The 22,768-nt window shown below is 57.5% G+C and carries 22 protein-coding genes and 4 tRNA genes; 19 read left to right on the forward strand and 7 right to left on the reverse strand.

What is annotated here, in order from left to right; genetic code table 11:
• The first annotated feature begins 5 nt into the window (after window positions 1-5).
• A complete protein-coding gene (locus AADH44_RS06040) occupies window positions 6-1,217 on the forward strand; it encodes an alpha/beta fold hydrolase (protein WP_341954739.1) in 1,212 nt (403 codons plus the stop codon).
• On the opposite strand, the gene AADH44_RS06045 is transcribed toward AADH44_RS06040, so the two are convergent.
• Together AADH44_RS06045 and AADH44_RS06050 are read right to left on the reverse strand one after the other, a co-directional pair.
• Window positions 1,214-1,651 carry a SufE family protein gene (locus AADH44_RS06045; protein WP_341954741.1) on the reverse strand — a complete coding sequence of 146 codons (438 nt, stop codon included), beginning with the start codon at window positions 1,649-1,651 and terminating at the stop codon, window positions 1,214-1,216. The genes AADH44_RS06040 and AADH44_RS06045 overlap by 4 nt on opposite strands.
• Before the next feature lie 9 nt (window positions 1,652-1,660).
• Window positions 1,661-2,560 (reverse strand): sulfurtransferase, encoded by a 900-nt coding sequence (locus AADH44_RS06050; protein WP_341954742.1) that lies wholly within the window; start codon window positions 2,558-2,560, stop codon window positions 1,661-1,663.
• Window positions 2,561-2,699: 139 nt separating this feature from the next.
• Here AADH44_RS06050 and zapE point away from each other — a divergent pair, with 139 nt between their 5' ends.
• Entirely contained in the window at window positions 2,700-3,710 is a 1,011-nt protein-coding gene (gene zapE, locus AADH44_RS06055; RefSeq protein WP_341954743.1) for a cell division protein ZapE, read from the forward strand.
• A 413-nt stretch (window positions 3,711-4,123) separates the two neighbouring features.
• The gene (locus tag AADH44_RS06060) at window positions 4,124-4,918 is read left to right on the forward strand and encodes an ammonium transporter (RefSeq protein ID WP_341954744.1); all 795 of its coding nucleotides are present in this window, start codon (window positions 4,124-4,126) and stop codon (window positions 4,916-4,918) included.
• On the opposite strand, the gene AADH44_RS06065 is transcribed toward AADH44_RS06060, so the two are convergent.
• The gene (locus AADH44_RS06065; RefSeq protein ID WP_341954746.1) at window positions 4,844-5,674 is read right to left on the reverse strand and encodes an EI24 domain-containing protein; all 831 of its coding nucleotides are present in this window, start codon (window positions 5,672-5,674) and stop codon (window positions 4,844-4,846) included. The two genes, AADH44_RS06060 and AADH44_RS06065, sit on opposite strands and share 75 nt — an antisense overlap.
• A gap of 105 nt (window positions 5,675-5,779) precedes the next feature.
• Window positions 5,780-5,852 (reverse strand) — tRNA-Val (locus AADH44_RS06070).
• A 115-nt stretch (window positions 5,853-5,967) separates the two neighbouring features.
• Between AADH44_RS06070 and AADH44_RS06075 the strand changes: the two genes are divergently transcribed.
• The 16 genes from AADH44_RS06075 (at window position 5,968) to AADH44_RS06150 (ending at window position 19,855) form a co-directional block, all read left to right on the forward strand.
• A tRNA-Gly gene (locus AADH44_RS06075) sits at window positions 5,968-6,039 on the forward strand.
• A gap of 40 nt (window positions 6,040-6,079) precedes the next feature.
• A tRNA-Cys gene (locus tag AADH44_RS06080) sits at window positions 6,080-6,150 on the forward strand.
• A gap of 31 nt (window positions 6,151-6,181) precedes the next feature.
• A tRNA-Val gene (locus tag AADH44_RS06085) sits at window positions 6,182-6,253 on the forward strand.
• A 155-nt stretch (window positions 6,254-6,408) separates the two neighbouring features.
• Window positions 6,409-8,322 carry a threonine--tRNA ligase gene (gene thrS / locus AADH44_RS06090; protein ID WP_341954927.1) on the forward strand — a complete coding sequence of 638 codons (1,914 nt, stop codon included), beginning with the start codon at window positions 6,409-6,411 and terminating at the stop codon, window positions 8,320-8,322.
• A gap of 3 nt (window positions 8,323-8,325) precedes the next feature.
• Window positions 8,326-8,889: an HIT domain-containing protein gene (locus AADH44_RS06095; protein WP_341954747.1), complete on the forward strand. Its 564-nt coding sequence runs from the start codon at window positions 8,326-8,328 to the stop codon at window positions 8,887-8,889.
• A 51-nt stretch (window positions 8,890-8,940) separates the two neighbouring features.
• Window positions 8,941-9,843, forward strand: a complete 903-nt coding sequence (pdxS, locus tag AADH44_RS06100; protein WP_341954749.1) for a pyridoxal 5'-phosphate synthase lyase subunit PdxS — start codon at window positions 8,941-8,943, stop codon at window positions 9,841-9,843.
• Window positions 9,794-10,444 (forward strand): pyridoxal 5'-phosphate synthase glutaminase subunit PdxT, encoded by a 651-nt coding sequence (gene pdxT, locus AADH44_RS06105; protein ID WP_341954751.1) that lies wholly within the window; start codon window positions 9,794-9,796, stop codon window positions 10,442-10,444. Before pdxS ends, pdxT begins: the two co-directional genes overlap by 50 nt.
• Before the next feature lie 18 nt (window positions 10,445-10,462).
• Complete coding sequence (locus AADH44_RS06110; protein WP_341954753.1) at window positions 10,463-11,077, forward strand: hypothetical protein; 615 nt, start codon at window positions 10,463-10,465, stop codon at window positions 11,075-11,077.
• 51 nt (window positions 11,078-11,128) lie between these two features.
• Window positions 11,129-11,887, forward strand: coding sequence for a YebC/PmpR family DNA-binding transcriptional regulator (locus AADH44_RS06115; RefSeq protein WP_341954755.1), 759 nt, complete (start codon window positions 11,129-11,131; stop codon window positions 11,885-11,887).
• Between the two features lie 9 nt (window positions 11,888-11,896).
• Window positions 11,897-12,496, forward strand: coding sequence for a crossover junction endodeoxyribonuclease RuvC (ruvC, locus tag AADH44_RS06120; protein WP_341954929.1), 600 nt, complete (start codon window positions 11,897-11,899; stop codon window positions 12,494-12,496).
• Complete coding sequence (ruvA, locus tag AADH44_RS06125; protein WP_341954757.1) at window positions 12,493-13,110, forward strand: Holliday junction branch migration protein RuvA; 618 nt, start codon at window positions 12,493-12,495, stop codon at window positions 13,108-13,110. Before ruvC ends, ruvA begins: the two co-directional genes overlap by 4 nt.
• Window positions 13,110-14,141 (forward strand): Holliday junction branch migration DNA helicase RuvB, encoded by a 1,032-nt coding sequence (gene ruvB / locus AADH44_RS06130; RefSeq protein WP_341954758.1) that lies wholly within the window; start codon window positions 13,110-13,112, stop codon window positions 14,139-14,141. The genes ruvA and ruvB overlap by 1 nt, the downstream gene beginning before the upstream one ends.
• 64 nt (window positions 14,142-14,205) lie before the next feature.
• Window positions 14,206-14,643, forward strand: coding sequence for a preprotein translocase subunit YajC (locus AADH44_RS06135; RefSeq protein WP_341954760.1), 438 nt, complete (start codon window positions 14,206-14,208; stop codon window positions 14,641-14,643).
• Between the two features lie 91 nt (window positions 14,644-14,734).
• The gene (secD, locus tag AADH44_RS06140; RefSeq protein ID WP_341954762.1) at window positions 14,735-16,480 is read left to right on the forward strand and encodes a protein translocase subunit SecD; all 1,746 of its coding nucleotides are present in this window, start codon (window positions 14,735-14,737) and stop codon (window positions 16,478-16,480) included.
• Window positions 16,480-17,496 carry a protein translocase subunit SecF gene (gene secF / locus AADH44_RS06145; protein WP_341954763.1) on the forward strand — a complete coding sequence of 339 codons (1,017 nt, stop codon included), beginning with the start codon at window positions 16,480-16,482 and terminating at the stop codon, window positions 17,494-17,496. The genes secD and secF overlap by 1 nt, the downstream gene beginning before the upstream one ends.
• A 112-nt stretch (window positions 17,497-17,608) precedes the next feature.
• Window positions 17,609-19,855 carry a bifunctional (p)ppGpp synthetase/guanosine-3',5'-bis(diphosphate) 3'-pyrophosphohydrolase gene (locus AADH44_RS06150; protein ID WP_341954764.1) on the forward strand — a complete coding sequence of 749 codons (2,247 nt, stop codon included), beginning with the start codon at window positions 17,609-17,611 and terminating at the stop codon, window positions 19,853-19,855.
• Here AADH44_RS06150 and AADH44_RS06155 read toward each other — a convergent pair.
• The 3 genes from AADH44_RS06155 to AADH44_RS06165 all read right to left on the reverse strand — a co-directional run bounded on the left by AADH44_RS06155 (window position 19,834) and on the right by AADH44_RS06165 (window position 22,622).
• Window positions 19,834-20,424: a hypothetical protein gene (locus AADH44_RS06155; protein ID WP_341954766.1), complete on the reverse strand. Its 591-nt coding sequence runs from the start codon at window positions 20,422-20,424 to the stop codon at window positions 19,834-19,836. The two genes, AADH44_RS06150 and AADH44_RS06155, sit on opposite strands and share 22 nt — an antisense overlap.
• A gap of 82 nt (window positions 20,425-20,506) precedes the next feature.
• On the reverse strand, window positions 20,507-21,736 hold the full coding sequence (locus AADH44_RS06160; protein ID WP_341954768.1) for a DUF349 domain-containing protein: 1,230 nt from the start codon (window positions 21,734-21,736) through the stop codon (window positions 20,507-20,509).
• An 85-nt stretch (window positions 21,737-21,821) separates the two neighbouring features.
• Window positions 21,822-22,622 carry a peptidylprolyl isomerase gene (locus AADH44_RS06165; protein WP_341954769.1) on the reverse strand — a complete coding sequence of 267 codons (801 nt, stop codon included), beginning with the start codon at window positions 22,620-22,622 and terminating at the stop codon, window positions 21,822-21,824.
• Window positions 22,623-22,768 lie beyond the last annotated feature (146 nt).

A 22,768-nucleotide genomic window follows, 5' to 3' on the forward strand; every position in this document is an offset into this window, starting at 1 on the left:
GTTGGATGCGGGAAGCAAGGAACGTGCGCATCATCGTCGGAGTGCTCAGCGGCATTGCTATCGGCGCTGCAGCAATTGGTACGATCGGGCTCGCACTAGCCGCAGCGCTTTCAGTGCTCTTAGCCCGACGGTTCGTCACCCCGCCGGGGCGTGCCGAAAGCGGATTACGTGTGCTGGCGGTGGGAGAATCGACGATCGTTCTCTCTGGATCGGTTGAGAGTCGAGCACCGGGCCGTTTCAGTCTGTGGTTTGCCGACGAGACAGGGCACGCTCGCATTGGCGCCGTGATCTCTCAGAGTGCCAAGTGGGTTGCTCGTGAATTGCTCACGGTGACACCAGGGCCGCCAGTTGCTGGCGACAATGCTCGCACCAGCGGATGGTTCTATTTGAGTCCCGCTGACTTAGGCCTCGATTTCGCTGATGTCGTCATCGACACTGAGCTAGGTCCGGCGCCTGCGTGGTTGGTGCCGGCTGCGCAACCCCATTCTACGTGGGCAATTCATGTTCACGGTCGTGGCGTCCAACGCCCGGAGACGCTGCGAGCATTGAGCGAATTCTACGATGCAGGGGTGACTTCGCTCTCGGTGTCGTATCGAAACGACACGGAGGCACCAGATTCCGCCGACCGACGTTATGGCCTAGGCACGACCGAGTATCGCGATGTCGATTCTGCTATTACTTTTGCGCGCGCGGCCGGCGCGAAGCGCATCGTCTTGATGGGGTGGTCAATGGGCGGCGCGACAGTGCTTCAAACACTCATGCGATCTGCCAACCGAGACATGATTATTGGGCTGGTGCTCGATTCGCCGGTCGTTGCCTGGGGACCGACCATTGAAATGCACGGCACTATTAACCATATTCCGACGCGTATTCAACACGCGGCTCAGACGGTTCTGGGTAGTGAGCAAGCACAACTTCTTGTGGGCATCGCTAATCCGGTTGATCTGTCTGCGATGAACTTTATTGAGCGCGCTGCAGAGCTGGACAGGCCCATCCTGCTCATGCACAGCACACATGACGCCTACGTCCCAGTCGAGCCGTCCCGTATGTTGGCAGACCTGCGCCCAGACATCGTGACCTACGAAGAGTTTGATACGGCGGGTCATACGAGACTGTGGAATTACGACAGCGAACGCTGGCTCGGCGCGATTCGTGCTTGGCTGAGCATCCACGTTGGCGACGTGGCTGCCGACGAGCCTGTCGGGGATGTTGGCTAAGTGAGGCTCTTAAGGCGAATCTGACGTTTTGCTCGTGCGAGCATCCCCGTCATTCCCCGCAGGCGTAGCGGGCTGACTGCTTTGGCAAGGCCAAGTGATTGAGGAAAGTCATCTGACAGTTCCAATACCTCCTGCGTGCTGAGACCAGAAAGCCCTTGCGCCAATATTGACGCGAAGCCTCGCGTAGTCGGTGCCTCGGGAGGTGCGGTTGCGTACATGTGCACGGTGTCGTTTTCAACCTCAATGAAGATGAAGACGGGGGACTGGCACTCTTCGACCCGTTCGAACAAATCTGGATGATCCCGGTAGCGTTCCGGCAGCTCCGGCAGCTCGTTCGAAAATTCGAGGAGAAGCTGCAGCCGATCCCGCAGCTGGAGGTCCAAAAAATCGTCGCGAATTTCGGCCAACTGGGTCGGGATCTGCTGCTCACTCATCGGTTAAGTCTAACGCGAAGGAACCTCTCCCGGCTCGGTGCCTATGACGATGGGAACAGCGACCAAGGAACCCCATTCGGTCCACGATCCGTCGTAGTTGCGCACGTTCTCGAAGCCCATGAGGTAGTTAAGTACGAACCAGGTGTGGCTTGAGCGCTCACCGATGCGGCAGTAGGCGACGATCTCGTCACCATCCTTCAGCCCTGCACCAGTGCGGTAGATGTCATTCAGTTCGCTGAGGGGTCGGAAGGTTCCGTCGTCGGCGACAGCCTTCGACCATGGCACGCTCTGAGCGCTGGGAATGTGACCGGCTCGCAGTGCACCTTCTTCGGGGTACGCGGGAGCAGTGGTGCGCTCTCCGCTGTACTCCTCTGGGGAACGAACATCGATTAGCGGGTTACCGAGGTGAGTGAGCACATCGTCACGGAACGCACGAATTGTGGAGTCATTGCGCTCGACGATCGGGTACTCAGTGGCTGCGGGCGTTGGAACATCGAGTGTGTACTCTCGACCATCCGCTTCCCATTTGGCGCGGCCGCCATCGAGCAAGCGAACGTCGTCATGGCCGAAGAGGGTGAACACCCATAGGGCATACGCAGCCCACCAGTTGGTCTTGTCTCCATAGATGACGACCGTGGTGTCACGCGAAATACCGCTGCGCGACATGAGCTCGGCAAAAGCTTCGCCGTCAATATAGTCACGAGTCACAGGATCGTTGAGGTCCGTATGCCAGTCAATTTTCACGGCACCGCGGATGTGTCCGGTCTCGTAGAGCAGAACGTCTTCATCGGATTCAACGACAACCAGTCCAGGGCTCTCGAGGCGTGCTTCAAGCCAGTCCACAGAGACCAGTCGTTCAGGGTTGGAGAACTCAACGAATTGAGGGGCCGGGTCGCGTTCGATAGTCATAGCTACCTCCGATTAGTGGATGAAAAACTGGTGCGGACTTCAAACTAAGCTTGATTAGTCCCTTGCCCAAGAAAATTACGCACTCGCCGCTGATTACACCGCGTTGCCGTAAGACTGCGAAACATAACCGAGGCTGAGAATGAGCGCTACCGCGCCGACGACTCCTGAGCGTCTAGTCGATCGTATCCCGTCGTTGACCGGAGCGCAGATGCTCGCCGAACTTGTGCCTCCGCGCCAGTTCACCGAAGCGACTCTCGATTCGTATCGGCCAGACCGCGACTACCCATCTCAGGGCGCTGCTGTTGCCGCTATACGCAACTTTTCGGCAAACCCGAGACAGGGTGGGCTCTTCTCGCGCAAGAAGACTCCCGTAGCTAAGCCTGGGGTGTACTTCGATGGAGGGTTCGGTGTCGGCAAGACTCATTTGCTCGCAGCGCTCTGGCACCAGATGCCGGGTAGAAAATATTTCGGCACCTTCATTGAGTACACAGCCCTTGTTGGCGCGCTCGGGTACGCACAAGCCGTCCACCTATTGAAGGGTGCATCGCTCGTCTGCATTGACGAATTTGAGCTCGACGATCCGGGCGATACGCGCCTGATCTCTCGACTGTTGTCGGAGCTCGTTGCCTCCGGGGCGAAAATTGCGGCAACGTCGAATACGCCGCCAAATGCGCTCGGCGAAGGTCGTTTTGCCGCTCAAGACTTCTTGAGAGAGATCGACTCGCTCGCCGCCAAATTCGAAACTCTTCGTATCGATGGGCTTGACTACCGACGCCGCGACACGGGTGCACACGCCATCGCGGTTGATAGTGCTGCTGCTGCGGTCGCTGCGGTCGCTGGCACGGTAACTCTTGATTCGTTCGACGAGGTTCTGAAGCATCTTTCCGGGGTGCATCCCTCCCGCTACGTCAAACTGGTTGAGGGCATCGATGCGATCGGAATGACGGGCGTACATCCATTCAAGAACCAGACGGATGCACTGCGATTTGTCGCATTCGTCGACCGACTCTATGACGCTCAGGTTCGCATCTACGCAGAGGGAACACCGCTCGACGATGTATTCCCCGACGACATGCTTGCGGGCGGCTACAGCAAGAAGTACCTGCGTGCTGTTTCTCGACTTATCGCCCTAACCTCGAACAATAGCTAGACCACATCAGCACTGACTAGACCACATCAGCGATAACGGGGGGTCAGATGCGCGCTACGGCGGGTGGTTCTCGGCATATCCATTGTGTATGTGCTCGTTGAGGCATAAGACTGGTTGGGGGGAGGTTCACTGTGGCGGAAGAGTTCACGGCGGCGACCATTGGGGTGATTGCTCTTGCGGTTCTGCTGACTGCGCTAATCGTGTTGTACGCCCCCATATTGCCCGCTGCCTCGTGGACGCGAATCATGACAGAGTCCCTGGGATGCGCAGCTCCCGGCGTAGCTGCTTGGCTGCTACTTGGGCCGATCATATCGACGGGCCTGAGGGGCGTCATGATGCCGTCACTAGCGCTACTCGGGGGAATCTGTTGCTATCTGGTGACTCTAGTGGCCCGAAGCGCGGGGGCTTCGTTCGTGCGCAGCATAATCTATGGCTGCATTTGGGCGGTGGGTGTGTTTGTTCCGACTGCGGTGCGCACGTTTGAACCCTTCGGCACGATCGCCGCCCCCGGGCTGAGTCCCATTGATCACGGAGGCGCTCTAGTGATGAGCGTCGCCGTCGGAGCAGCCATGTTTGCCGTTCTGGTCGTGGAGCGAAAGTCTCTGATCCGCGGCGCTCGAATGTCTGTACCGGCCCCTGTGGGCGTTGTCGCCTTGGTCATGGTCGTTCTGTCGTGGATCGGATGGCTGGTTGGCGCTGAGTTTGCCATTGATGATGTTGCAGCACCCATCATCGTTAACGGTGCAGTGAGCTCGATTGCGGGTGCTGTCGGCTGGGTCGCAGTGCAGTTGATCAGCCATGGTGTGATCAGTCTCAGGTCTCTCGCCGGGGGGCTCGTCAGCGGTTTGATCGCGGTAACTGCAGGTGCTCCGCTTTTCACTCCAGTCTCGGCGGCAGTTGCCGGTCTGATCGCCGGCGGCGTTGCGTGTGTCTTCACTGTGCGGCGTGGCTCGCCGCTGGGCAATCAGTTGCGCTTTCTTGTTAACACACATTTGCTCGGAGGCAGCCTCGGTGTCATGTCCTTGGGAATCCTGGCGACTGGTTCAGGATTTCTTTTCACCGGTCAAACAGCGGTATTCCAGGAGCAGCTTCTGAGCGTTGTTGCAACCGCGAGCTGGTCATTTGTGTTTTCGTCAGGCTGCTGGTGGTTGCTCAGCAAGGTTGGCAGGGACATCCGGGTAGGCAGGGTCCGAGTCTTCGCCGAGTAGTGATCGCGTGAGCAGAGTTGCCCCGGCCACCGCGGCGGGCATCGCGATCACGGCGCCGAACGGTATAAGGAATACGAGGTAGGTGGCTGCGCCTAGTCCGAGAGATTTTGCTCGTGACGCCCTGAGCACGCGCCGCCGGGCCGTGAGGTGCATCCCTCGCGACTCACAGGGAATGTTGGCAAGCTCGACCACCAGGAGCCAACCACCCAGGAGGGCACCGGCCATGGCGGCCACAATCGAGCCAGCGACGGGGATGAACCCGACTGCGAATACTAGGAGTGCTAGGCCGATCGTGGGAAACAGGAGCCGTAGCCCTTCACCCAAACCGCGGCGCGCGTCCTTCCAGAACCCTGGAGGGTCGGGCGCGGCAGGGGCCCCGTGACGCGTGTCCACGTGGCCAGCTATTTTGCGATAGAAGACATCCCCAATCATCAGGGTCACTGTCGTGTAGGTGTTCACGATGATCAGGATGCTCGCTAAGAGCAGAGCTAACCCAGCAGCGAAGCGGATTGCAGCCCGGGGAAGTTCATCCCAGTCGTTAGCGAAAGGGGTGACGAAGGTAGCTATGGGCTCGATGGTCACGATGAGAGTGACAAAGAAGGCAATCGCAACCGCTCCAACAATGGCCGCTGGAATCATTCCCAGAAACATCAAGCGCGGGGCTGTGACCCAGATGTGAAAACCACGGAACAGGAAACCTACGCCTGCAAAAAAATCCCGAAGTGGCGTTGCCTTGTCGGCGTGCGTTGCGTGCATGAAACAAGGGTAGCGGCTGCAGAATTGCGCACTGTCGATCACAATATTCGGAAGAAGAGCACGGAAAGGACCGAGACTTTGCAATGACTGTGAGAGGGTGCGAAGTGGGCGATACCGGACTCGAACCGATGACCTCTTCCGTGTGAAGGAAGCGCGCTACCAACTGCGCCAATCGCCCGCAAAGCAATCTTCGCATATCTTCGCGACACGCTCGCGACCGAATTGGCTCTCAGCGTAGACTTCGTATACAGTCATCTAGCACGCGAAAACGGGTAACCGAAGCGAGTGCAAATGCGGATGTGGCGCAGTGGTAGCGCATCACCTTGCCAAGGTGAGGGTCGCGAGTTCGAATCTCGTCATCCGCTCGAGTGAGAAGTGTCAGCCTCGCTGGCTCTTCTCATGTGCGGTGGAGTGGCCGAGAGGCGAGGCAGCGGCCTGCAAAGCCGTATACGCGGGTTCAAATCCCGTCTCCACCTCGGTAACTAGTGAGTATTAAATAAATAGCATGAGCGATTGGCGCAGCGGTAGCGCGCTTCCCTGACACGGAAGAGGTCGCTGGTTCGATCCCAGTATCGCTCACTCGAAACAGCCCGGCATTAGCCGGGTTTTTTCGTTTAACTCCTGCCCGCCCTTGCTCGAGCCCGAGTGTGAAATTACGGGTGTACGATCGCCGCTAAAGTTGTTCTGTGAGTAAGACTGGATTTGAGCTGTACACCGACCGCAACGTCGTCGCTATGCGCGTTAATGGCGAGCTGAAAGATCTCGCCGCGACAGTTACCGATACGGATGAAGTTGAGGCTGTCACTATTGACTCGCCTGATGGGCTCAACATCCTTCGCCACTCGGCAGCCCATGTGGCGGCTCAGGCGATCCAAACAATCAACCCTGAGGCGAAACTCGGTATTGGTCCTCCCATCACTGATGGCTTCTACTACGATTTCGACGTTGAAGAGCCGTTTACGCCCGAAGATCTCAAGGCGATCACCAAGGCGATGGATCGCATCATCCGTCAGGGGCAACGTTTTCAGCGTCGCGTCGTGACGGAGGCGGAAGCTCGAGCAGAGCTCGCTAGCGAGCCGTACAAGCTTGAATTGATCGGTCTCAAGGGTTCGGTCGGCGAAGGCGATTCAGATGGCGACAACGAATCAGTTGAGGTCGGCGGTACCGAACTGACGATCTATGACAACGTCGACGGCAAGACCGGCGAGGTCTACTGGAAAGATCTGTGCCGCGGACCCCACCTGCCAAACACTCGGATGATCGGCAACGGCTGGTCCCTGACTCGCACCGCCGCCGCCTACTGGCGCGGTTCAGAGAAGAACAAGCAGCTTCAGCGGGTCTACGGTACTGCGTGGCCCACTAAAGATGAACTTCGCGAATATCAGGCGCGTCAAGAAGAGGCACTCAAGCGCGATCACCGCAAGCTCGGTGCTGAGCTTGATCTTTTTTCGTTCCCTGACGAAATTGGTTCAGGACTAGCGGTATTCCACCCTAAGGGCGGCATCATCCGTCATGAGATGGAGGACTACTCGCGCAAGCGTCATCTGCAGGAGGGCTATTCCTTCGTCAACACGCCTCACATCACTAAAGAGGCGCTGTTCGAGACTTCTGGACACCTCGCTTGGTACAAAGACGGCATGTTCCCTCCGATGCACCTCGATGAGGCACGCAACGAGGAAGGCGAAATCACTCGCCAAGGTGCTGACTACTACCTCAAGCCCATGAACTGCCCGATGCACATCCTCATCTACCGTTCGAGTGGACGCTCGTACCGTGACCTACCGATGCGCCTCTTCGAATTCGGTACGGTCTACCGCAACGAGAAGTCCGGCGTTATTCACGGCCTGACTCGTGTTCGTGGACTCACGATGGATGACGCTCACATTTTCACCACGAAGGAGGGGATGAAGGAGGAACTCAGTAAGACTCTCAACTTCGTGCTCTCGCTGTTGCGGGATTACGGCCTCACCGATTTCTATCTCGAGTTGTCGACGAAAGATCCCGAGAAGTACGTCGGCGACGACGATATCTGGGATGAAGCGACACAGACACTCGCCGAGGTTGGTGCTGAGTCCGGACTTGAACTGGTACCAGATCCAGGCGGAGCCGCATTCTATGGCCCCAAGATTTCGGTACAGGCACGCGATGCCATCGGCCGTACGTGGCAGATGTCAACGGTGCAGCTCGATTTCAATCTTCCCGAGAGATTCGATCTCGAATACACGGCTGCGGATGGCTCACGCCAACGTCCGGTGATGATTCATCGCGCACTATTTGGGTCAATTGAGCGATTCTTTGGAGTGCTCACCGAGCACTATGCCGGCGCGTTCCCCGTGTGGCTGTCGCCCGTTCAGGTTGTCGGAATTCCGGTCGCTGAAGCGTACGAAGAGTACTTGGGCGGCGTCATCGACCAACTCAAGACTCTCGGCGTACGGGCCGAACTTGACGCATCCAGCGAACGGATGCAGAAGAAAATTCGCACTCACACTAAGTCGAAGGTTCCGTTCCAGCTGATCGCAGGTGAACAGGATCAAGCGGCAGGTTCTGTGAGTTTCCGCTTCCGAGACGGGAGCCAGGAGAACGGTATTCCGATCGCGGATGCTGTCGCCCGCATTACTGATGCGATAGCGACTCGAGCGCAGGTTTAGCTCGTGCGCGATTACGACGGTTCAGAACTCCCTTCGGGGGAGTCGAGTAACGACTTTGCCGCAGTACCAGATTCTTTTCAGCGACTCTGGACGCCTCACCGAATTGCCTACATTATGGATCAGACTCAGCCTGAGAAAGATGATTGCCCGTTCTGTGTCGCGCCAAGTTTGGATGATGAAAAAGCGCTCATCGTTGCTCGCGGCACGCATGCGTACGTGCTTCTGAACCTCTTCCCGTACAACAGTGGCCACCTGCTGGTGTGTCCGTACCGCCATGTCGCCCTCTACGACGAGGCGACGGATGACGAGGTCGCGGAGATCGCGTCGCTAACGCAAACAGCGATGCGAGTTCTTCGGGAAACGTCAAAATCACACGGCTTCAATATCGGCATGAATCAGGGTGTTCTCGCGGGCGCGGGGATTGCGAACCACTTGCATCAGCATGTCGTTCCCCGGTGGGCAACAGACTCGAACTTTTTCCCGATCGTCGCTGGAACGAAGGCTATTCCCCGTCTTCTTGGTGAGGTGCGAGACGAGCTCGCACAGGCGTGGCCGACAAACCACTGAGTCTAAATTGGCTGCATTCTTTGCAGCTTTCCCGCCGTAGATTTAATAACTATGAGCGAGAACACATCATCAAACGAATCGGGCACGAGCCGCGTCAAGCGCGGACTCGCTGAAATGCTCAAGGGTGGCGTCATTATGGACGTCGTCAACGCAGAACAAGCGAAGATCGCTGAAGACGCTGGCGCGGTTGCAGTCATGGCTCTTGAGCGAGTTCCTGCCGACATCCGCTCGCAAGGGGGCGTAGCCCGAATGAGCGACCCAGACCTGATCGATGGAATCATCGACGCTGTTTCGATTCCGGTCATGGCTAAGGCCCGCATCGGTCACTTTGTCGAGGCACAGATTCTTCAAGCACTCAAGGTTGACTACATTGACGAGTCCGAAGTGCTGAGCCCTGCTGACTACGTCAACCACATTGACAAGTGGAACTTCGATGTCCCCTTCGTGTGTGGGGCAACCAACCTGGGGGAGGCCCTCCGTCGGATCACCGAGGGTGCCGCAATGATTCGCTCGAAGGGAGAGGCTGGTACCGGTGATGTTTCTGAAGCGACCAAGCACATCCGCACCATTAAGGGTCAAATCAACGAACTTCGTTCGAAGAGCGCTGATGAGCTGTATGTTGCCGCAAAAGAGCTTCAGGCTCCGTACGAACTCGTTCGCGAGATTGCTGAGACAGGAAAGCTTCCTGTCGTACTCTTTACCGCTGGTGGAGTCGCGACTCCTGCTGACGCGGCATTGATGATGCAACTCGGAGCTGACGGAGTCTTCGTTGGCTCGGGAATCTTCAAGTCAGGAAACCCGGCTCAGCGTGCGGCGGCAATCGTGAAGGCGACTACCTTCTTCGATGACCCCAGTGTGCTCGCTGCAGCCTCCCGTGGACTTGGTGAGGCCATGGTTGGGATCAATGTCTCCGATCTCGCTGCTCCCCACCGTCTCTCTGAACGTGGCTGGTAGTCCAAACGTCGATCAACTCCCCATCGGGGTTCTTGCTCTTCAGGGTGATTTTCGTGAGCACATGCATGTGCTCCAGCAGTTGGGCGAAATCGCAATAGCGGTTAAAACGCCCCAACAGTTGGAGCACATCGCAGGCCTCATCATCCCCGGTGGCGAGTCCAGCGTGATCGATAAATTGTCTCGCCTCTACGGGCTCGCTGAGCCAATCCGCTCGGCCATAGCCGCAGGTCTGCCGGTGTACGGAACCTGCGCTGGACTGATTATGCTCGCTGACACCGTGCTCGATGCGATTGAGGGGCAACAGTCCTTTGGTGGTCTCGACGTGGCGGTGAGGCGCAACGCTTTTGGCTCGCAAACCGAATCTTTCGAAACTAACCTCACGGTCCCCGAGCTGGGAGAACTGCCCATGACGGCAGTGTTTATCCGAGCTCCCATCGTCGAGTCTATGGGGTCTCAGGTCCGGGCACTCGCTACCCTCGACGACGGCCGTATTGTCGCCGTCGAGCAGGGCAAACTCATGGGCACGTCATTTCATCCCGAGATCACGGGCGACACCCGTTTTCACGAGTATTTCGTATCCCGAGTGCGCAGCACCAACTAGTTCCTGCATCATGGGTGGATGCAACTGTACGCAGATCACGCTCCGCGCCGAGCCCGCCAATTGACCGGAGACATCGTCGCATTGGTATTCATCGTTGTATGGATCGCACTTGGTGTGTGGGTTTACCAATTAATAGCGGCTTTTCAGCAGCTGGGAATCCAGATGCAGGAGGCCGGAGCCGGATTCAAATCGACGATGGTCGAACTGGGGGATACCCTCGGCTCGGTCCCACTGATCGGCACCGGCATCCGCGTTCCTTTTGATGGCGCGAGCGATGCCGGCGCCGCGCTCGAGAATGCCGGTCAAAGTCAGCAAGATACCGTGCTCGCTACCGCGACCTCGGTAGGCCTACTCATTGCATTAGTTCCCATCGTCATGATCCTTCTGTTGTGGTTGCTGCCCCGTCTACGGTTTGCGCGTCAAGCAACCGAAGCGAAAAACCTACTAAGCTCACCTGGCGGTGCGGATCTGCTCGCTCTGCGCGCGCTATCAACCCACAACCTCGGGCAACTTGCCGAGATCGCACCAGACGCAGTATCGCTCTGGAGAGCTGGCGATCCCGCGACCGTCGCGCGGCTCGCTCAACTGCAGTTACGTTCGCTCGGCGTTCGTAGCGCGCTAGTGGACCAGTAGCGCGGGGATTCGCGCAGGCAGACAGCCGTCTCGCCCGTTAGAATGGTGCGTATGTCAGGGCATTCTAAATGGGCAACGACCAAGCACAAGAAGGCGATTATTGATTCTCGCCGCGCGAAATCATTCGCGAAACTGATCAAGAATATCGAGGTTGCCGCCAAGATCGGTGGAGCTGATCTCGCTGGCAACCCCACTCTTGTCGATGCCATTCAGAAGGCAAAGAAGACATCGGTTCCTAACGACAACATCGACCGTGCCGTCAAGCGTGGTTCTGGTCAGCTCGGTGACGCTATCGAGTACCTGAACATCATGTATGAAGGCTACGGACCCAATGGTGTTGCACTCATGGTCGAGTGTCTTACAGACAACAAGAACCGTGCTGCTGCGGATGTTCGCACGATCATGAGCCGCAACGGCGGATCGCTCGCAGACCCAGGCAGTGTTGCCTACAACTTCGAACGCAAAGGCGTCATCTCGATCGCTCAAGTCGACGGCGTCACTGAAGACGACATCCTGCTGGCTGTGTTGGACGCCGGCGCTGAAGAAGTCAAGAACCACGGCGAAGGTTTTGAAGTAATCACCGACACCGCTCACCTTGTTCAGTCTCGCGAAGCTCTGCAGGCTGCAGGAATCGACTATGACTCGTCAGAAGCGGAGTTCGTGCCGCACCTCACCATCGAAGTCGATGCTGATACGGCGCGCAAGGTTTTCCGACTTATCGATGCGCTTGAAGAGTCCGATGATGTTCAGAACATCTACTCGAACTTCGACATCACGCCTGAGGTGCAGGCAGAACTCGACGAGGACTAGTCGATGGCGCTGCGCGTAATCGGGATCGACCCCGGGCTTACGCGGTGCGGCATCGGAGTTGTCGATGTCGGGGCAGACCGGCGCGCAACCCTGGTGCACGTTGATGTAGTTCGTACGCCACCCGAAATGGCGCTCGAAGAGCGGTTACTGCTCGTCGGAGCAGGTATTGATGCAGTCATCGCGGAATTTGCACCGCAGCAGCTCGCCCTCGAGCGTGTCTTTGCACAACTCAACGTCAGCACGGTCATGGGCACAGCGCAGGCTAGCGGAGTCGCAATGTTTGTTGCGGCGCAGCGAGGCATTTCGGTCACGCTCCATACGCCCACTGAAGTGAAACTAGCGATCACCGGCTATGGCGGTGCAGACAAAAAGCAGGTCGGCGCGATGGTCGCGCGCGTTCTTGGACTTTCTGAAGCACCCAAGCCAGCAGATGCTGCGGACGCCTGCGCTCTCGCCATTTGCGGAGCATGGAAGGGGGCATCTTCTCTGCCGAGTCGATCTCGCACAGGGTCCGAACAAGCACCTGTTCGACCGTCACCCTTGACGCCTGCCCAGGAGGCGTGGCGGTCAGCTGAGAAGTCGGCGGGTGCTCGTAGGCTGAACCTATGATTTCTTCCCTTCGTGGCACCGTTCTCGCCGCGGCAGGGACCTCGATCGTTATCGAGGTTGGGGGAGTCGGCCTCTCTGTTAGCGTCACCCCCGAGCACGCACTCGCTGTTCGAATAGGCGCGGAGACGCAGATTAACACCGCACTTATTGTGCGCGAAGACGACCTTTCGCTCTACGGATTTCGAACTGCAGACGAGCTTGACGTGTTCACCCTTTTGCGCGGAGTCACCGGAGTCGGGCCCAAGAGCGCAATGGGAGTTCTCGCTGCGCTCGCACCCGATGACATCGCCCGTGCGGTTGCCGAAGAGAATGACTCTGCGTTTCGCAAGGTATCGGGCATCGGACCGAAGACTGCGAAACTTATCGTGCTGAATCTGACGGGCAAACTTTTCGTTACCGCACCTCAGCGAGGCGCCGCCCCCGTTGTTTCCACGCCGGTGTCCGAAAGCGTGTCGATGGCGCTTCAGGGTCTCGGCTGGTCGGAGAAGCTTGCCCGACCTGCCGCTGAGGCTGCGTTCCGCGAAGCTGCCGACGCAGAAAAGGGTAATACTCAGGCGGTCCTGCGGCGTGCGTTGATTCTCGTCGGTTCTCAAGCGATAAACGGTGGTTCATAGTGTCTGAAAACGATGAGGTCGTGGCCAACTCTGCGGTTGAGTCTGACGCGGAGCTAGCATTCGAAGGTGCTCTTCGACCGAAATCTCTTGCAGAATTCGTAGGGCAAACCAAGGTTCGAGGTCAACTGCAGTTGCTCCTGCGAGCTGCAGCAATGCAAAATCGCAGTGCAGATCACATCCTGTTGGCCGGGCCTCCCGGTCTCGGAAAGACGACCTTGGCGATGATCGTCGCCCACGAGAGTAATCGTCCGCTGCGCATGTCGAGTGGTCCAGCGATACAGCACGCGGGTGACCTCGCGGCCGTTTTGTCGTCGCTCCTTCCCGGAGAAGTCCTATTCATCGACGAGATTCATCGGATGGCACGCTCGGCTGAAGAGATGCTTTACCTCGCGATGGAAGATTTTCGCGTCGACATCATGGTGGGCAAGGGAGCTGGAGCGACATCCATCCCGCTCGATATCGCACCGTTCACACTTGTCGGTGCCACGACCCGTTCGGGTTTGTTGCCCAATCCGCTTCGCGATCGTTTCGGTTTTACCGCTCACCTCGAGTTTTATGATGAACCAGAGCTTGAACAGGTACTCGTTCGCGCAGCAGCAATGCTTGAACTAGATATCGAAAGTGAAGCAATCGCAGAGATTGCCGGTCGTTGCCGGGGAACGCCGCGAATCGCGAACCGACTGCTCCGGCGCGTACGTGACTTCGCACTCGTTAACGACATCCCCGCGTCTCGGGATGCGGTGCGTGCGGCCCTAGAACTCTACGATGTAGACGAGCGGGGTCTTGATCGCCTTGACCGTGCCGTTATGCAGACCGTCTTGACCCGCTTCGATGGGGGACCAGTCGGCCTCAGTACCTTGGCGGTATCTGTCGGCGAAGAAGCAGAGACCGTCGAGGCAGTTGTCGAACCATTCCTTGTGCGAGTTGGCCTCTTGTCCCGCACCCCACGCGGCAGAGTTGCTACTAGAGCAGCATGGGAACACTTCGGAATGGCTGAACGCAATTCGACTCTATTCAGTGATGAACTATAGTTTTACTGGCTTATCACGCGCCTCAGCTTGAGCGCCAGGCCCACAGACCACCGAAAGGTACCTCATGGATCCTCTTTCTATTGCGATGCTCGCCATCCTCGGCGTGCTCATTTTCTTCATGTTCCGCAACAGCCGCAAACGCAAAGCTCAGATGGCTGAGCTTCGCGACCAGATGGTTCCTGGGGTCGAAGTTATGACCAACTTCGGACTCTTCGGAACGCTCGTCACCAACGACACCGTTGCAAACTCGGCCGAAATCGAAATCAGCAAGGGCGTCATCGTCAAGGTGCACAGCCAAACACTCGCGAAAGTCGTCGTTGAAGAAACGACAGAGGAAGGTGCTCCTCGTTCAGTTGAAGAAGCAATGGAGATCGCCAACCGCGAAGCCGCGGAACGCGAAGGTGGCACCGCTGATTCGACCGTTGATGCGAAGCCAGAATTTGGCGAGCTGTCAGATACGAAGCCTGCGACCTCGACTGAGTCAAAAAAGGCGTCCGAGTAACCCACTAGTGTTGAGAGTCGCCCCTCCCGAGGGCGAGTGTCCAACGGCGTGCGTTTCTGCACTGCTCTGTTAAGAAAGCTGAGTCAAATAGGTGGCAAGAACTACCCCTGTGAAAAACGCGTGGCGAGCCATTGTGTGGCTCACAGCAATCACGGTGGGGCTCACCGTTTTGATCGGTGCTGGCTCCATATTCGGTGCGGCATCGTGGGCTCCGAAGCTCGCTCTAGACCTTGAGGGTGGAACGCAAATCGTTCTTTCCCCTCAGCTTGAGAGTGGGCAGACGGTGTCTGCTGAGCAGTTAACCCAGGCGGTCTCGATCATCCGTGATCGTGTCGACGCGAGCGGTGTGGCTGAGGCTGAGGTGACTACTCAGGGCGCAAGCAATGTCGTGGTTTCGATACCGGGCGTTCCTGACGAAGAGACGCTAAACCGCATCCAGTCGTCAGCAAAACTTGAGTTCCGCCCCGTTCTTTACACTGAGGTTTCCTCGTCTGCGAGCGCCGAGCCCACTCCTGCGCCAACAGATGGTGCAGTTACGCCGGATGGCGAACCAGCAACGGCTACCCCAGAGCCGACACTCGCGACTACCCCGACCGCAGCTCCGACTGACCCCAGCGACCTCAACTGGATCACTGAAGCGCTGTTCGACGAGTACAGCAACTTCGACTGTGCATCACTAGACAGCTTCAGCGTGGCCCCGGCAGCGGAGCCGCTCATCACCTGTGACTCGGATGGTGCGTTCAAGTACATTCTTGGTCCAGTCGAGGTTGAGGGCAGCACGATCACCGACGCTAGTAGCGGCTTGATCACAAGCTCGCAGGGCGTCAGTACTGGACAGTGGGGCGTGTTCCCCACCTTCAACGACGAAGGCACGAAAGACGTCGCAGCGATGACGACACGGCTCTTCGGCTTTGACCAGACTGACCCACGCAACCGATTTGGCATCGTGCTCGATGGGCGTGTTATTTCGGCGCCGACCACTCAGGGCATCATTACAGGTGGTAACCCTCAGATCTCTGGTTCATTCACTCAAGACACGGCAAAAGTTCTTGCTGATCAACTGAAGTTTGGCGCACTGCCAATCGGCTTTGAAGTGCAGAGCAACGAGACGATCTCCGCGACGCTGGGCACAACTCAGCTCAATTCTGGTCTGATCGCCGGATTGATCGGTCTGCTCTTGGTCGTCATCTATTCACTCTTCCAATACCGTCTTCTTGGTTTGGTTACGGTTGCTTCGCTCATCGTCGCCGGTGTTCTCACGTACCTCGTGATTGCTTATCTTTCCTGGCGTCACGGCTACCGGTTGTCACTTGCGGGTGTCGCTGGACTAATCGTGGCAATTGGTTTCACCGCCGACTCCTTCATCGTCTACTTTGAGCGAATTCGAGATGAGCTCCGCGATGGTCGGTCATTGACGGGGGCGGTCGAGGCGGGCTGGAAGCGCGCTCTCCGCACGATCTTCGCGGCAAAGGCAGTCAACTTGCTCTCCGCTGTTGTGCTTTTCGTGCTCGCTGTAGGAAACGTCCGTGGCTTCGCCTTGACTCTGGGAATCACTACCGTCATCGACGTTCTTGTCGTTGTGCTCTTCACCCACCCAATGTTGCAACTGTTGGCCACGACCAGGTTCTTCGCCAGTGGACACCCCATTAGTGGCCTTGATCCCAAGGCTCTGGGCGCTGTCTACCGCGGTCGTGCACAGTTCCGCACACCGGTTGCCACCAAGGGCACGGCAGGCGCTAGCCGAGAGGCAGCGCGGCGCCAAACTATTGCTGAACGAAAAGCTGTTGAGATGGCGGGAAGCGCCAAAGATTCCAGCTCAGATGGAAAGGAATCCTGATGGCTAGCTTCTCGAAGTTCGGCAACGACCTCTACACCGGTGAACTATCGGTGAACTTCATCGGCCGCCGCCGAGTGTGGTACATCCTTGCGGCAGTATTGCTCGTTATATCGATCGTTGTTCCCGCACTCCGGGGTGGCTACGTTTTCGGCATCGAATTCACTGGCGGCTCGCAGTTTCAAATTGATTCGGTAGAAGCTCTCGCAAGCCCAGACACGAGTGCGGAAGCGCAAAACTTGGCCAGTGACACCGTAACTGGTGTTGTTGCCGATGCTGCCCCTAAGGTCACTGTCGTCGGCACCAATTCTCTGAGAGTTCAAACTGAACAGCTCGAGTCCGATCAGTCGAACGCTGTACGCGACGCACTCGCCGGTGCGTTCAATGTCGACAATGATCAAGTGGCGGCGTCGTTTGTTGGCCCCTCCTGGGGTGCCGACATCACCAGTTCGGCTCTTCGCGCTTTGCTCGTGTTCATCGCGCTTGCCGCGATCATGATGGCGATCTACTTCCGTACCTGGAAGATGTCGATCGCCGCGATGATTGCTCTGCTCCATGACATTGTGATCACCGCCGGCGTCTACGGAATCTTCGGGTTCGAGATCACCCCATCTGCAGTCATTGGCTTTTTGACAATTCTCGGCTTCTCGCTGTACGACACAGTGGTCGTATTCGATAAGATTCGTGAGAACACGTCAGAAGATGGTTCTGAGTCTCGACGTACGTTCTCGGAGTCAGTCAACTTGGCTGTCAACCAGACTCTAGTTCGGTCGATTAACACGGGAGTTGTTGCGGCCCTGCCCGTTGCCGCAATTCTCTTCATCGGTGCCTACGTTCTCGGGGCAGGCACGTTACGCGATATTGCGCTCGCGCTCTTCATCGGAATCTTGGTCGGTACCTACTCGACCATCTTCATTGCCGCACCGCTTTACGCTCAGTTCCGAGAGAACGAGCCAGACATCCTCAGCCGGACCAAACGGTTGACAGCGGCGCGTGCCGTAGAGAAGGACCGCAAGTAGTCAGCACGAGCGGACGCGTGTTCACGCGTCCGCTGAGCAGTGCGCACCGGCGAAACGCTGCGGTCATGACTATGTCGTCACGCGACCTAGAATTGTTCTGGGAGGTAGCGGAATGAGTGAATCACCACAGTCGTCTGCCTCGTTCCGAGCGCTATTGCCTCGGATTTTCTCTCGAGCACAGCCTGCGGGCGCGGTTGAGAATCTTCTGCGTACGGTAAAGACCCATCACCCCAAAGCAAACCTAGCTCTCATTGAGCGTGCTTATGCTGCCGCATTCCGTGCGCACGATGGCCAGAAGCGCAAGAGCGGTGAGCCATACATCACGCACCCGGTCGCGGTTGCACAGATTCTCGCGGATCTTGGCATTGGTGAAAAGACCATCGCTGCGGCCCTGTTACACGACACAGTAGAAGACACTGCCTATTCGCTCGATGAACTGCGCGTTGAGTTCGGCGATGAGATTGCCATGCTGGTCGATGGCGTGACCAAGCTCGACAAGGTCAAATACGGCGATAGCGCGCAGGCAGAAACCGTGCGCAAGATGATCGTCGCGATGTCGAAAGACATTCGTGTTCTCGTCATTAAGTTGGCCGACCGCCTCCACAATGCCCGAACCTGGGGCTTCGTACCGCAGGAGTCGGCGGCGCGAAAAGCACAAGAGACGCTTGAGATCTACGCTCCGCTCGCACACCGTTTGGGTATCCAAGCGATCAAGATCGAACTTGAAGACCTTTCTTTCGCGGTCTTGCATCCCAAGCTCTATGTCGAGATCGACAGCCTAGTTACTAAGCGTTCGCCCATGCGCGACGAGTTCGTGAAGGAAGTTATTGCATCAGTCAATGACGACCTCAAAACTTCGCGGATCAAGGGAACCGTGGCTGGTCGCCCCAAACAGTATTACTCGATCTACCAAAAGATGATCCTCCGCGGTCGCGAATTCGATGAGATCTACGATCTGGTTGGGATTCGAGTGCTCGTGAACTCTGTTCGCGACTGCTATGCAGTTCTCGGATCTATTCATGCGCGTTGGAACCCGATTCCTGGTCGATTCAAGGACTACATCGCGACTCCTAAATTCAATCTTTACCAATCTCTACATACAACGGTCATTGGTCCTCAAGGACGAGCAGTCGAGATCCAGATTCGAACCAATGAGATGCATCACCGGGCCGAATTCGGGGTGGCAGCACATTGGAAGTATAAGGATCGTAGTGCGGGCAAGGTGGCTGACTCGGGCCCCGTGGATAACGATATGGCGTGGCTCGCCCACATCACAGACTGGCAGGCTGAAACTTCCGACCCCGGTGAATTCCTTGAATCATTGCGATTCGAGATAGGTGCGAAGGAGGTTTATGTCTTCACGCCTCAGGGGAAGGTCATTGGGCTTCCCGCGGGCGCTACCCCCGTCGATTTTGCATACGCGGTCCACACTGAGATCGGGCATCGCACGATGGGTGCCAAAGTCAACGGTCGTCTTGTCCCATTGGAGACGGAGCTCACGAGTGGTGAGTCAGTCGAAGTGTTCACGTCGAAGAGTCCTGATGCGGCTCCGAGCCAGGACTGGCTTAGTTTTGTCAAGAGCACTCGTGCTCGCAATAAGATCCGTGCGTGGTTTACAAAAGAGCGTCGTGACGAAGCTATCGAGCAGGGCAAGGATGCCATTGCTCGGGCGATGCGCAAGCAGAACATGCCGCTGCAGAAGCTTATGAGCCAAGAATCCTTCGCAGATCTGGCCGCGACAATGCGGTACGAAGACGTGTCGGCGCTGTATGCAGCAGTCGGCGAGGGGCACGTTTCGACGCAGTCTGTGATCGAGAAGCTTCTCGCTTCCTTGAGTTCTGGCACGGAAGAGGATGAGGTCGACCTCACTTTCCCGTCGCAGGGAAAACTGCGCCCGTACAAGCATTCAGACTCGGGAATTCTTGTTCGCGGTGCACCGGATATCTTGGTCAAGCTGGCTCGTTGTTGCACCCCGGTCCCGGGGGATGCGGTCGTTGGCTTCGTCACGCGCGGCGCCGGTGTTTCGGTTCACCGCGCGGATTGCAAGAACGTGCAGTCACTCCTTGACGAGCCTGAGCGCATGATCGATGTCGAGTGGGCACCTACGTCTAAGAGCTTGTTCCTTGTGCAGATTCAGGTTGAAGCTCTTGACCGAGCTGGGCTGCTGTCAGATATTACAAAGGTGCTGAGCGAAACGCACGTGAACATCCTGTCTGCAACGGTGAACACGTCGACAAACCGCCTTGCGATCAGCAAGTTTGTGTTTGAGATGGGCGACACTACTCATCTCGACCGGGTCCTCAACGCTGTGCGGCGAGTCGACGCTGTCTACGACGTTTACCGCGTCAACAGCGGATAGTCTGCTGTCGCCTTCGTTTGGTTCGCGCAGACGTGCGCTAGACGCTCAAGAGCGATTCGTTTCTGCGGCAAGTTCCTCCGCGCCCTAAGAGAGTCAGAGCATGCGGCGTAGTCCAGCCTGCCGTCTGTCATCAGAGTGGTGACTGCGTGAGTCTCGCTGACGCCGAAGCTCTCGCAGAATCTCAGCAGGTCTAGGACGGTGCGAAGCCGCGAGGTCACGCTGACTCCTGCAACGGTGTCAATCTCCTCTGGGGAAATTACCACTTCGCGCAGGAGCGCATTGAGGCTCGGTTGAGGCCGAGTTCGCGCTCCGATCGCGACGCACAACTGGTGCCGACTCGGGGGGTTGATTAGCGCGCCCCACACCCACGCGGCACTCATTCGTTCGGCGATTATTCGTGCGTCAAGAACTAATCCGAGCGCGCGTGCACGCAAGTGGATGGTATCGAACTCGTCGATCGAGCAGAAGCATTGATCAAGAGCGTAGAGCTCTCCATCGAGGGCGGCGCACTGCAGCTCGACTAAGGGAAGATCGAGTGCACTGAGCACGGGAGGAAGTCGTGGGGTCATTCCTCTATGGTGCAGTCGTGCTAACACCAATGGTTCGTTCGCGCCAGTTCAGTGGAGAAACCGGCTGCCTGTGGACAGACTTCTACTTGAGTGCGCCGAGCCATGCCTTGCGCGCATCAAGCGCGTCTTTAGCCGCCGCGATTTTCTTCGCGTCGCCGGTTGCCTGCGCTTGAGCAAGTTCGGACTCGAGCTTGGCGATTGCTTCGTTGAGCTGGCCCAAGAATCCTTCGGAACGTTCTTGGCGTTCAGGATTGCTTTTGTTCCAGTGGTCTTCATCGAGCTTGCGCACGGCAGTCTCGATTTTGCGCAGGCGGTCCTCGGCGACCTTGATTTTGTCGCGGGGAACCTTGCCGATTTCGTCCCAACGCTTCTGGATCGAAAGCAGCGTCTTTTTTGCCTGAGCGCGGTCTGTTGCGGCCACGAGTGGCTCTGCCTCGTCGAGCAGCGCCTTCTTCAGTTCCCAGTTCGCGGTGAACTCGACGTCGTCCTGAGCATCGATTTCCGACTTTGCGGCGTAGAGCACATCACCGGCCTGCTTGAACTTTGCCCACAGAGCGTCGTCAAACTTTTTGCCAGCGCGGCCAGCGGCCTTCCACCGATCGAGTAGGCGGCGGTAGGTAGGGATGGCGTCAGCGCCCTGCGACATCAAGGTTTCAGCTTCGTCAACAAGGGCCTGTTTATCAGCGCGTGCCTGCTTGTGGGAAGAGTCAAGCTCGGCAAAAAAGGCACGTCGATGAGTATCAATGGTGCTGCGGGCGGCTCGGAACCGCTTCCACAGTTCGTTGGCTTCTGCCTTGGGAAGGCGAGGACCATCCGCTTGATGCGCCTTCCAGCGAGCAAAAATGTCATCGATCTGCGCTGTAACTTGCTTCCACTGCGCCTTTGCAGGATCGGCGGCCGCGAGAGTCTCGGCTTCAACCACCAGCGCGGTGCGCGTGGCAATCGCTTCTCCGAGCGCAACCTTGGCTTCTTCGCTCTGCTTTTCGGTGAGCTCAGTTACTGAGCCACCCAGGGCCTCCACGCGCACGCTGAGCGCCGCGAGATCTCCGACGGCGTTAGCGGTAGCAATTGACTGGTTGAGGGCGCCGATTGCCTTCGAGACGTCGGCGGCGGGAGCGCCATTCTTTACACGCTGTTCGAGCAGCGTTACTTGGCCTGCTAGCTCGTGGTACTTCCGTGTGAAGTAGGCCAACGCTTCTTCGGGCGTTCCATCGGGGTATTGACCGACAGCGCGTTCGCCTTCTGCTTCGCGTACAAAGACGGTACCCGTCTCATCGACGCGTCCCCACTCGTTCTGCTCGTGTGTAGCCAATTACTTCACCTTGCTGGTTATGCCGGAAGCCGCTGCCCGGGTAAACCCAAGCTTAGGACAACCACGCTTATGGTCGTTGACGCTGTTACTGGATCGTGAAGCCCGTGATGCTTGTGGCAATCACCGGGGCCCCATCTTCGGCATCGTCGACGATGCCTCCAGCGATGATCTCGGATTGCAAAGCATCGAGACCAGAAACGACCGAGCCGACAATGCTGTAGCCGCCGGCGGCGTCGTCAGGGATTATTGCATCGTCAAAAACGATGAAGAATTGTCGTCCATTGGAGAACGCGTTGTTGCCAGTGCGCGCCATCGCGATTGTGCCCGCAGGGTAGAAACCACCAACTCCCGCGTTTTCGACTGGCCCGTAGGCATAGTCGGGGTCGCTCGCGCCCGTTCCGTCAAGCGAGCCGCACTGGATGAGTCCAGCATTGTCCGTTTTCACGAGTCGGTGGCAGGTTGTTCCTGCGTAATAGTCGGAAGAAATGGAATCAACAATAGAGGCGACGGCTTGGGGCGCTGCAGCTCCATCGAGTTCGATTCCGAGCGCAACGTCGTTGAGAGTGAGTTCGCCGGTCCAGATGCGGCCCTCGGAAACAGATGCATCTGGCACGTCACCGATGTTCTCTTGTACTGGAGCAGAAGCGGAGGGATCTGGTGTAAACGACGGTGTTGGTTCTGGTGTTCCGGGGCCAGCGCTGAAGTAGAACACTTGAGCGGTCGCCACGAGAGCAATGACGACGAGTCCGACGCCTACCGAGAGAAGGTTGTCCCGCTTGCGTCGCGCAAGAGAGTTCTCATGGACGGTGTTACGAGCAGAGTAGTGGCGCAGGCGTTCCCGAGCGTCTCGTTGCTCGCGTGAATGCTTCTTGCTGGATGCCACCATTACTCCTTGAAGAATTGCGGATTTTGCCGCGGTCGTAGGAACGCCACACTGAACCTTACGGTCTCGTGCGAATCTCAACCAAACGCCACGGCGTTAGGTGTCTGGGCCCGAGCGCTGCGCTTGAGATCTGTGCAGGCTATTACGAT

This window comes from Salinibacterium sp. TMP30 (assembly GCF_038397785.1).
Lineage (GTDB): Bacteria > Actinomycetota > Actinomycetes > Actinomycetales > Microbacteriaceae > Rhodoglobus.